This is a genomic window from Capnocytophaga periodontitidis (assembly GCF_016126015.1).
Classification (GTDB): Bacteria; Bacteroidota; Bacteroidia; order Flavobacteriales; family Flavobacteriaceae; genus Capnocytophaga; species Capnocytophaga periodontitidis.
The window spans coordinates 381461-392618 of record NZ_JAEFDB010000001.1 but is presented as its reverse complement, the minus strand read 5'-3'; the positions used below and the strand labels follow the sequence as shown (position 1 = coordinate 392618).

The window sequence follows — 11158 nt, the reverse complement described above, 5'->3', positions numbered from 1 at the left end:
TCATAATTATTTAGTACTTTTGCAGCCTAACATTCAACAATCGATGAAAAAACTTTTATTAGCTAGTACCTCAACTGTATATGGTGGTACTTATCTCTCTTATTTGCGTGATGAACTCACCAATTTTTTCCAAGAAACTAACGAAATTCTTTTTGTACCTTATGCGCGCCCTAGTGGAATTTCTCACGATGAGTATACTCAAATAGCCGCTAATTTTTTTCAACAATTAGACAAAAAGGTAGTAGGTTTACACACTTTTGTCAATCCTAAACAAGCTATAGAACAGGCAGAAGCTATTTTTACAGGAGGTGGTAATACCTTTGTATTAGTAAATGCTCTATATCAATTAGATATTATAAACTCTTTACGCAAAGTAGTATTAGGAGGTACACCCTATATGGGCACGAGTGCAGGAAGTAATATAGCAGGACAAACAATGCAAACTACTAATGATATGCCTATTGTCTATCCTCCTTCTTTCCGTACTTTAGAGCTTATTTCTTTCAATATCAACCCTCATTATCTTGATCCCGACCCTCATAGCAAACACAAAGGCGAAACTCGCGAAACACGTATTAAAGAATTTCACGTGTTCAACAATATACCAGTAATAGGGTTGCGTGAAGGCTCTTGGCTGCGTGTAATGGGAGATGAAATAAATTTAAAAGGAGAATTCACTGCCCGTTGGTTTGAAAAAGATAAAGAACCAATAGAAATTAGCAATTTTGATAAATCACTATGACAAACATTCAATATATAAAAGTCCAAACACAACTACCTGAAAAAGCTATTGAAAACACACTTTCACTATTAACCGAAGGCTGCACTATCCCCTTCATTGCACGCTATCGAAAAGATAGCACTCAGAATTTAGATGAAGTAGCCATTGAGCATATTGCCAAATCCCAAGCTGATTACGACAATATCTGTAAGCGCAAAGAAACAATTCTCTCTTCTATTGAAGAACAAGGAAAGCTTACAGACGATTTGCGTAAACGTATTGAGAACTCTTTTGAGCTCAATGAATTAGAAGACCTATACTTACCTTACAAAAAACGGCGTAAAACAAAAGCCGATGTAGCCAAAGAAAACGGCTTAGAACCTCTTGCAAAACAGATAATGAGTCAGCGTGTAACCGACTTGGAACTATTAGCAGGGCGTTATCTTTCCGATAAAGTACCTACTGAAGAAGATGCTTTACAAGGGGCTTCGGATATTATAGCTGAATGGATTAACGAGAATACGTTTATACGTCGCACTCTTCGCCGAATATTCCAGCGCAAAGCAATCATCAGTAGCGAAGTAGCCAAAGGTAAAAACGAAGAGGAAGAAGCTCAGAAATACGCTCAGTATTTCGATTGGGAAGAAGCCCTTAACAAAGCGCCCTCTCACCGTGTATTAGCAATGTTGCGTGCCGAAAAAGAAGGATTTGTAAAACTAAAAGTACAAGTAGATAGTGAAGAAACCTTACCTTTTATGGAAGAAAACATCATAAAGAGTAGGGGAGAAGTAGCCGATTTCTTGAAGAAAACGGTAAAAGACAGCTACAAACGCTTATTAGAGCCTTCTATTTCCAACGAAACACTACAAGAGGCAAAAGATAAAGCCGATGCGAAAGCTATCAGTGTGTTTGCCGAGAACCTCTCACAGTTGTTATTAGCGTCTCCTTTGGGTGAAAAGCGCATTTTGGCTATTGATCCAGGATATCGTACAGGTTGTAAGGTAGTGTGTTTAGATGAAAAAGGCGACCTTTTGCATCACGATGTTATCTACCCTCACGCTCCCCAGAATGATATGACTATGGCTACCAAAAAGCTCAGCACAATGGTTTCTCAATACAACATTGAAGCCATTAGTATAGGCAATGGTACTGCTTCTCGTGAAACAGAGTCGTTTGTAAGAAGTATTGCTTTTCCTAAAAAGGTAGAAGTATTTGTGGTGAGTGAAGCAGGAGCATCGGTCTATTCAGCTTCTAAAATAGCTCGCGATGAGTTCCCCGATTACGATGTAACTGTACGTGGGGCAGTATCCATAGGCAGGCGTCTTGCCGACCCATTAGCTGAATTAGTGAAGATAGACCCTAAGAGCATAGGAGTAGGTCAATACCAACACGATGTAAACCAGTCGTTATTGAAAGAGGAGCTTGATGCAACCGTAGTGCGTTGCGTCAATAAAGTAGGGGTAAACCTCAACACAGCAAGCAAATCACTACTCAGTTATGTATCAGGAATAGGAGAGAAGATGGCTGAAAACATAGTAGCTTACCGCTCGGCTAATGGTGCTTTTAGTAAGCGAGAAGACTTAAAAAAGGTACCTCGTTTGGGTGATAAAGTATACCAGCAGGCAGTAGCTTTCTTACGTGTACATAATAGTGAGAACCCGCTCGACAATTCAGCAGTACACCCCGAAGCCTATCCTATCATCAAACAAATGGCGAAAGATACAGGTATCTCAGTTGCACAACTTATAGGTAACAAGCAAACTATTGCTTCTATTAATATTCAAAAGTACAAAACAGATAAGGTGGGTGAACTTTATTTGAAGGACGTATTAAAGGAATTAGAAAAACCAGGGCTGGACCCTCGTACTACTGCTAAAGCCTTTGCCTTCGACCCTAATGTAAAAACCTTTGATGATGTGCGTGTAGGAATGATATTACCTGGTATAGTAAATAACATTACTGCCTTTGGTTGCTTTGTGGACGTAGGTGTTAAAGAAAGTGGATTGGTACACATCTCTCAACTGAAAGAAGGTTATGTCTCTGATGTAAATGAAGTAGTTAAACTCCACCAACAAGTGCAAGTAAAAGTTATAGAGAAAGACGAAGTGCGCAAACGTATTTCACTAAGTATGGTGTGGTAATGAAAATTATTTCAATTCTTCTATAAGAGAAAAATATAGATTTCTAGTATTTAGTTAGAAAAATAAAAATCTTTATTAAGTATCTATTAGACAATCAGAATTTAAGAGTTAGAGACAGCTCTAACTTCTTTTTATGAGTATATATGTTATCAAAAAAATTCATAGCTTCTCTAAATTTTATTTTTTTTGACTATAATTCTTAATTATTTCATACATTTGTGGCCAAAATAAGCTTAATAATGAAAAAAGTATATCATAAAGAACAATTACAAATCATTAACTTGCGCAATGCTAACGGAATGGAGGTAAGTATAATGAACTTTGGTGGAATCATTAACTCCATAAAAGTACCAGTAAATGGGAAAATAGTAGAATGTGTATTAGGATTTGATACCTTTGAAGAATATGTAAGTGATACTTATCGAGCTGAATACCCTTATTTAGGAGCAATCATCGGTCGTAATGCAGGACGTATTAAGTATGGAAAGGTAATTATCGAAGGAAAAGAAATACAACTACGTTGCAATTTGGGTGAAAACCAAATACACGGAGGCTTTATAGGCTTTGATAGTGTATTTTGGGAAGTGATTGATCAAGTAAAAGGTGAAAATTCTTCTGTAACTTTACGATATGTTAGTAAAGAAGGTGAAGAAGGCTACCCTGGTGAGGTAACTGTATTAGTTACTTATATGCTTACTGCTGATAATCGTTTACGAATAGATTACCACGGAATCACTACTGCCCCTACTATACTCAACTTAACTCAACACACTTATTTCAACCTCAATGAGAATGATAATAATGTTCTCAACAACACACTACAAATAAAAGCTGAAAAATACGTTCCTTTAGAGGAAGGTTTTTTCACGCCTACTGGCGAGCGCCCTTCTGTTGTAGGTACACCTTTAGATTACCGCAACGGACAGAATGTATATCCTCACACCGATAATTCCTTTATACGTGAAATATCTGCTGACGAGGTAATGGCAACTCTCATTAATGGAGAGGGAACTTTAAAAATGCAAGTACGTACCAATCATCCTGTGTTACACATCTATGCAGGTTATTATTTGCCAGAGTTACATCCTGCACACCGCAAAACTTTAGGGCAAAACAAAGGTATCTGCTTTGAGGCTCAAGGCTATGCCGATGCTACTAAACATCCTCAGTTCAACAATGTAGTGCTACTACCCAATGAGGTATATGAGTTTTTCACAGAGTTTAAATTCCAAGTAATAGATAAAAAATAGCAAGTGAAAAAATGAAATATTTAGCAACTAAAAATCCGTATTTTAATGTCTCTGGGCTTACATCCTCAGAGGCTAATTATGTATGTGAGCGTATTAAAGAACGACTAAAACCCATTCAAGATCTTGTTAGCTCTATTGAAACTCATACCTCCAGCATTGATGGAGAACCTTTAGATACTTTCACAAAGGTAGATGATATAGGTGGTAAACTCAATGAAATCGGCTCATTATATGCCATTTCAGCTTATTTACGATCGGCTATCAAAGAAAAAGATAATCGTTTAGAAATAGTCAACAAAAAACTAAACGAAATACTTGTCAAAGCTGAAGAGGAGGTTAAACCTATTGATTATGAACCGCTCAATCTGCTTAAAAACGTGACTATCGACGATTATCTCAAAACTCTTTCCTTAGAAGATATGGTTTGTTATAAAGAGGCAGAAGCTAAAGCTGCTCATATAGGAAAATACATTCATAATTTTGATGAGGTACGTAACCAACTCAATAAAAAAGAACTTATTACCTTTAAAGAAGTAGGCGAGCAAGTCTTCAAGGTTAAAAACACTCCTTTGTACGAACTCTCTGAACTACAACAGTTACAAGAACAGCTTCTGGCTGAACATCGTGAGTACGAAAGTGAAGTAAACTTCTATAAAACACAATTCCGTACTTACCAGAACAATTGTAAATTGCAATATGAACAAGAGTTACAATGCTTGTTACAAGAACGTCAAGCAAAAGTAAATGCTTTGGTTGTAGAAAAGACTGCAGAGCTTACTAAACTCAAAGAAACTATTGCTAATTACAGAATAGTAGTACCAAATGTTTACAAAGAAACTATTGGAAGGCTACTAAAAAAATAAGGTTAGGAACAAAACAAAATAGTTAACTTATAACAGATTTGCTTTGTACTTATTTAGAAAACTACAAATCGGATTTCATTTGATAGCAAACACACCTCATAGGATATTCTCGCTTTATACCCAAAATAGTTTTAAAAGGGAATGGTGTTGCTCCCAAAAAAGAGAGTTTATCGCCCTCTCATCAAAAACTTCACTTTAGACTTTGCCTTTGTGGGTATAGAGGTCTTAAACTTTATTTTTGTCATCGGCTGTGTTCCGTTTTGTAGTTCTCACTTATATAATTCATCAATTCGTTAATGTAGAAAAAAAATAGACAATTATATTTTTTATTAAAGAAATATTAAATATTTGTGATTTTTATTACCTTTGCAAAGTAATAATAATGTAGTAGTGTATAACAAAAAACATTAAAGATTATGGCTATAATTGATGTCGTGAGCTGGTCTCCTCAAGGTAGTAGAGTCGTTTATGCTTGGAAATTCCCCGAAACTAATTTAGCTACTTATACCCAACTAATTGTACAAGAATCTCAAGAAGCTGTATTGTTTTCTAAAGGGCAAATCATAGGAAAATTTGGACCTGGAAAGTACACCCTCAACACTGAAAATATACCCATTTTGCGTAATTTATTCGGAATTCCTTTCGGAGGAAAAAATCCCTTTACTGCAGAAGTATGGTTCGTAAACAAAGTTCAATCGTTTAGTATTGATTGGAATGTGAGTGGAATGCCCATACACGACCCTGATTATAACACCCAATTACCCCTTGTAGCCGTTGGTAGATATGGTTTGAAAGTAAACGACTCCGAAATATTCCTCCTTAAAGTTGTAGGCACAAAATCTGAATTTACACAAGATGACCTTACAAATCAATTTTTTGGAGAATTCTCTACTAAAACAAAATCACAAATAGCCCAATATGTTATCAAACATCGGGTAGGGTATAAATATATTTCAGCTTTTTTAGATGAATTATCAGGCTATCTCAAAAATGTACTCAATCCTTTTTGGACGAACTTAGGTTTAGAACTCCTTCAATTCAATATCACTAATATCGATATTGATAAATCTACTGAAGAAGGTAGAAAGGTAGCTGAGGCGATTGCTACCCAAGCCTCAATGTCAATTACAGGACACACTTGGCAACAAGAGCAAATGTTCAATACTGCCAACAATGCGATTGAAGGATTCGGAAATGGCAATGGAGGTTTATTAGGAGGATTAATGGCAATGAGTATGATAGGAGGTATGAATAATTCTGGAATGGCAGGAGGAATGATGCAACCTCAGTATAACCAACCTACTTTTGGAGGTAATCAACAAGGAGAACAACAAGGAGAACAAGCTCCTATAAAAATGGTTTTCTGTTCTAATTGTGCGAAAAAATATCCAAGTAATAGTAGTTTTTGCCCTCATTGTGGCAATCCTTACAATCCTTGTCCTAATTGTGGTGCCGACAACGATACTAATGCCAAGCGTTGTGTGAGTTGTGGCACCCAATTACAACAAACAAACAATACTACTCCTGAGCAAACTATAGCCGATGTTTGTAATCGTTGTGGAACTGTATTCCCTCCTTCAGCAAAGTTTTGTCCAAAATGTGGGAATAAACGATAATATTCATCAAACAAATAATAGGTAACAAAATGAATACACGTCGAAAATTATCATTAATAGCCTTAGTTTTAGGTGAAATATTGTTGATAACAGCCTTTCTGTTATTGGGTACAAATTTAGCTACGAATATACTTATTCTAAATATTGTAGTAGCCTCATTAGTCTATGCCTTATTTTTTGTTGACGTACTCTTCCCTTGTATACGTTTAGGAAAACAACAGTCTATTGAAGTAGGTTCATTGGGAGTAAGATGGTTTTTCACTTGGATTTATGCCTTTGCTGCAATAGGAGTAATGTTATGTGCTAATATATTCTTCAGTTGGTTCTTTGTCCTGCAATTCGTTATACAAGCAATCCTTATTTTCTTACTAATTTTAGGTATGATTGCTGTATTATCAGCAACCGATAGAGTAGGGGAGGTGCCTATCTCTGAAAACAGTATTAGGTCAGGTGTTTCTGAAATGAAACAAGTAATGAACAATTTAAAAATACAAATCAGTACACTCCCCAATTTACCAGAAAATCTTGTACACCGAATTAATTCTTTAAATGAAAACTTGCGATACATTTCACCTGCAAATACAATAGAAGCTCGTGAAATAGAAAATCTTTTTTGCCAAGAAGCTAACAATATGTTAATCGTTATCAGTAATTATAAGTACAATACAACAACCATTGAAAATCATCTAAAAAAAATGGAAATGTTATATCAAAACAGAAAATCAGTCTATTCAATTTAAAAAACCAAAAATATGTTAGGAAAAATCTTTTCAGAATCCGATAGTATCTATCACGATCAAGCTAAAGTACTATTAGATTATTATAGTGCAGCTGCTGAAAAAATAGTAGCCGAAGAGGAACGTATCGAAAAACAAATTGCAATTTTGGAAGAAGAAAAAACAATGTTGCAAAAACAAATGGATGGACTTTGGGTATGGTTTCTCACCTTAATATTTTTCTTTGTGTATTATATTAAAAAAAATACCCTTGAAAAAGAAATTGCCGACAAAGAAATACGTATTGCTGAGTTCAAGAAACAACATAGCGAAATCTTTAGAGATTACAAAGTAACCAAACTTGGTTTAGCCTATGTTCCTATTGCTGAACAAATAAAATACACTGATAAAAGTTTTATAGTAGATTATACAGGACAAGTAGACGAATCTGAAGTTGTACTTCAAATCCCTCGTCAAAACGATTTACTAATTGAAACCATTGAAAAACTTGAAAAACTATCAGAACAAGCTCCTATAGTAGAAACTTCTTACGATACTGAAACTATTGAAACTGACCAATACTCTACTTCATTCCAAAAAATCAATCAACACGATTATTTTGGAAGTTTAGAACGTTCATTGCGTACCATTTCCTATTGTGTGGATGATTTGAACACTACTTCAGTATCTTTGCCTTTAGTAGCTAATAAGAGCGAGTATTTAGCTTACCTGAATGAATATGCCACCGATAATGTTCCACAGGGTGCTGTTATAATTCCTGTTTTCAACAAAGAACGATATGCCGATAGTATCAACAAATTTCAGGAAATCAATCAACTAAGAGATTCTTTATCTAATAAAACTGAGCAATTCGAAAATATATTAAAGAGTTTGATGCTTACTATAGCTACTTCTGTACAAGCTATTTCAGCACTGAAAGTAGCTTCAGCTAACAAATTGATTACTACTTCTAACAAAGTGTTATATCAACTCTTGAAATCTCCTTATAATCATTATTCACCTATTTTAGAACACGAAGAAATAGAACGTATTCGCAATGAGAAGTTTGATTATAGCGAATCTGTACAAGAGTACATTCCTTTCCATCTAAAACAGAGTTCTCGTGTGTATTACAACCTAACTTCAGGAATGTGGACTGCAGAAGATGGTAGCACTACCAATCTTCCTTTTGGAGTACATCAAATCTATGAAGAAATTGTAGCTCCTATGGTACAAAACTTAATGCAAGAAAACCGATTGGAACGCCTCAAAATCTACAATCATATTCACGACCAAAAAACACATTATCTAAATGAGTGGCATAAAGATACCGAAGCTTTCTATCGCTCAAACCGATTGGAAAGTGCCGATATCATCAACTTAATGCAAGAAAATTTGCGAAAATACGTAGCTGAATACAACACTTTGATTTCTTACCAACGCACTGAAGATAGTATGATACAAACAGAAGATAACTTAAACAGTGCAGTAGTGAATGTAACCGACAATTCAGCTGAAACTCTTGCTGCTTTTGAGATGCAATCTCAAGAATTTAAAACAATACAAGATAACTTCGAGGAATATATGGAACGCCTAAAAGAGGATATAGAACTCAAAGCTATGAAGTTTGGACATATAGAGTATTACGATGCTAAATTGCGCGACGGGTACTCTAATGAAATAGCGGTAGCTACTAATGAAGTGCATGACTTAGACAATCGCCGAAGACCTCTTGCTCTTGTAAATCCACTTTTTGCTAAAACATCTGAATTACCACCTGTGCCTAATGTAGAGGAAGTTACTTTTGAACACATTTCATTAAACTTACCTGCTATAGCTAAAAATGCACTCAACAATTTGAATAATTTCAGTAATAACAAATAAAACTATAGAATTATGGCTCGAATTGATTGTGTAGTAGACACCCAACCAATGGCAGAAGAAATAAAATCTGTCTCCTATCAGATAAATGACACTACCACAGCCGTGGTAGCAATGAAAGCTGCTATAGTTTTAGCTGAACAACAAGCAGCTGATATGGTATGCAGAAATGTAAACAGAGGATTTTATACCCTTATGTGTTCCCAAATATCTCAAAAAATAGCAAAACTACAAAGCGAAGTCGATTCACAACTGATGCAACTCAACACACAGCGCAAACAACTCTTAGCAATTAAAAATCGTATGGAACGCAATTACAATATGCTTTCTGACAGATATTTAAAACTATTCAACGAAATAAACCAAAATCTCAAACAACGCATTTTAGAACTTGACCGTCCTGTGTTTAATTTTGCAGTTCAAGAAGTAGAAAAAGTATCAAATAGAACTAAATACTTAGCTGCCACAGTACCTATTTCTCAGTTAGAATCACTCATTACAAGTCAGCAGATTGTAATATCTAATATAAAATATCGTGCAGAAAAAGTGATTGAGTCAATGACTAACTTTTTAGCGAATACTTCTGAGCAAAAAAAATTATCAGAACGTGTATTACTAAAAAATGAAAAAGTTCAAAATACAACATTACTTATACCTATCTTAGTATGTGAATCCAATTTCGACAGCTTTGATAATAAAAAACTTGAAGTAATTGTCTGTAAAGAACAACTTAACGCCTCTGTACAATCAGCAATGAAAAATATACTAAATCAACACTTAGAACAATTAGTATGGAATGATGCCTGCGAGCCTCACCAAGAAGTAAAAAGTGAATTTAGTAAGATGCTTGCAACTAGCAATACCTCACAACGAGTGAAAGATATGGCTAACAAACTTTTTACAGCAACTCATTTCCAAACCATTAAAAACGAATAGCTATGAGTTATACTAAAACCATTAGAAAAACCGTGAGGATTCCCTATTCAGGGAGTGTGTCGTATGGCCCTTCACAAAATGGAGGTAGTGTAAGTTACAGTGGCACTGTAACTGAGGAAATAGAGGTAAATGTAGAAGTAGATACAGATCCTTTTGAAAAAAGTATCAATGATTGTAACCAATCGGTAGGTGGACTTACAGAAGCTGTTGTAGCTACCGAAGTTGCTCAAATAGCTTCAATAAATACCAATGCTAAAAAAGTAAGTGGTGCCATCATTAAAGGTTTTTTCAGTACAATCCGTTCAGAAATTACTCAGCAAATAGCAGAACTACAATCACAAGTTGATGCAACGCTCATACATTTGCGCGGACTTGCCCAACGTTGTGTAGAGAAGCAAAAGCAGATGGAAAGAGATTACAATAGCATTGCTAAACGCTATTTAAAAACTTTTGAAGATCTGAATAATGAACTCTCTAATCGCATATATGAACTGAATAAACCTGCCTTTACTTTCAGCAAACAAAGCAATCAACAAAACAATCGTGCTTGTGAGAACGATTTAGTGAGTACTGTAACTATTTTTGCCAAAGAGGAAGCTGAATTAGTAGCGCAAGTCAGTGCTTCAGTAGCCAAAAAAAGAGCACTTGATACTATTGAAAAGGTTAATACTTTTTTGCAAAAACAAAAACAGTTAGAAGAGCTTATCAACCTAAATATGCTAAAAGAAAGCAAAAATGCTACAGCATACACTCCTATTTGTTTTATAGAAACGGAAAATGAACAAAAACAAATAGATAAAAAGCTATATCAACAAGAGTTTATTCCTCAGATGCCAACAAATGAGCTTATAGATAACTTTTTGAAGCAGAATTGGTATAAATTACCTGAAGAAAACACCGTACAGATTGAAAGGTATTTCAACATTGAAGTAGATAATCGTTATTCCAATATCGATGAGCATAGTTCACGAGTGAAAGCTCATATTTTAAAAATGCTACAACTCAATGAAATAGAATGTATATAACCATAAAAT

Annotated in this window: 9 protein-coding genes; all 9 read left to right on the top strand. The window is 35.1% G+C overall.

The features are described from left to right. Positions 1 to 43 precede the first annotated feature (43 nt). The 9 genes from pepE to I7X29_RS01835 all read left to right on the top strand — a co-directional run bounded on the left by pepE (position 44) and on the right by I7X29_RS01835 (position 11149). Entirely contained in the window at positions 44 to 742 is a 699-nt protein-coding gene (pepE, locus tag I7X29_RS01875) for a dipeptidase PepE (RefSeq protein ID WP_009751117.1), read from the top strand. Then, positions 739 to 2862: a Tex family protein gene (locus tag I7X29_RS01870; RefSeq protein ID WP_198472599.1), complete on the top strand. Its 2124-nt coding sequence runs from the start codon at positions 739 to 741 to the stop codon at positions 2860 to 2862. The genes pepE and I7X29_RS01870 overlap by 4 nt, the downstream gene beginning before the upstream one ends. A gap of 239 nt (positions 2863 to 3101) precedes the next feature. Next, positions 3102 to 4112, top strand: a complete 1011-nt coding sequence (locus I7X29_RS01865; protein WP_198472598.1) for an aldose epimerase family protein — start codon at positions 3102 to 3104, stop codon at positions 4110 to 4112. A gap of 11 nt (positions 4113 to 4123) precedes the next feature. Beyond that, positions 4124 to 4975 (top strand): hypothetical protein, encoded by an 852-nt coding sequence (locus tag I7X29_RS01860; protein WP_009751113.1) that lies wholly within the window; start codon positions 4124 to 4126, stop codon positions 4973 to 4975. Positions 4976 to 5391: 416 nt separating this feature from the next. After that, positions 5392 to 6591, top strand: coding sequence for an SPFH domain-containing protein (locus I7X29_RS01855; RefSeq protein WP_198472597.1), 1200 nt, complete (start codon positions 5392 to 5394; stop codon positions 6589 to 6591). A gap of 29 nt (positions 6592 to 6620) precedes the next feature. Continuing rightward, the gene (locus I7X29_RS01850) at positions 6621 to 7331 is read left to right on the top strand and encodes a hypothetical protein (RefSeq protein ID WP_198472596.1); all 711 of its coding nucleotides are present in this window, start codon (positions 6621 to 6623) and stop codon (positions 7329 to 7331) included. Between the two features lie 12 nt (positions 7332 to 7343). Then, the gene (locus I7X29_RS01845; protein WP_198472595.1) at positions 7344 to 9191 is read left to right on the top strand and encodes a hypothetical protein; all 1848 of its coding nucleotides are present in this window, start codon (positions 7344 to 7346) and stop codon (positions 9189 to 9191) included. Between the two features lie 12 nt (positions 9192 to 9203). Further along, positions 9204 to 10124, top strand: a complete 921-nt coding sequence (locus I7X29_RS01840) for a hypothetical protein (RefSeq protein ID WP_198472594.1) — start codon at positions 9204 to 9206, stop codon at positions 10122 to 10124. Between the two features lie 2 nt (positions 10125 to 10126). After that, positions 10127 to 11149, top strand: a complete 1023-nt coding sequence (locus I7X29_RS01835) for a hypothetical protein (protein ID WP_198472593.1) — start codon at positions 10127 to 10129, stop codon at positions 11147 to 11149. Positions 11150 to 11158: the final 9 nt, after the last annotated feature.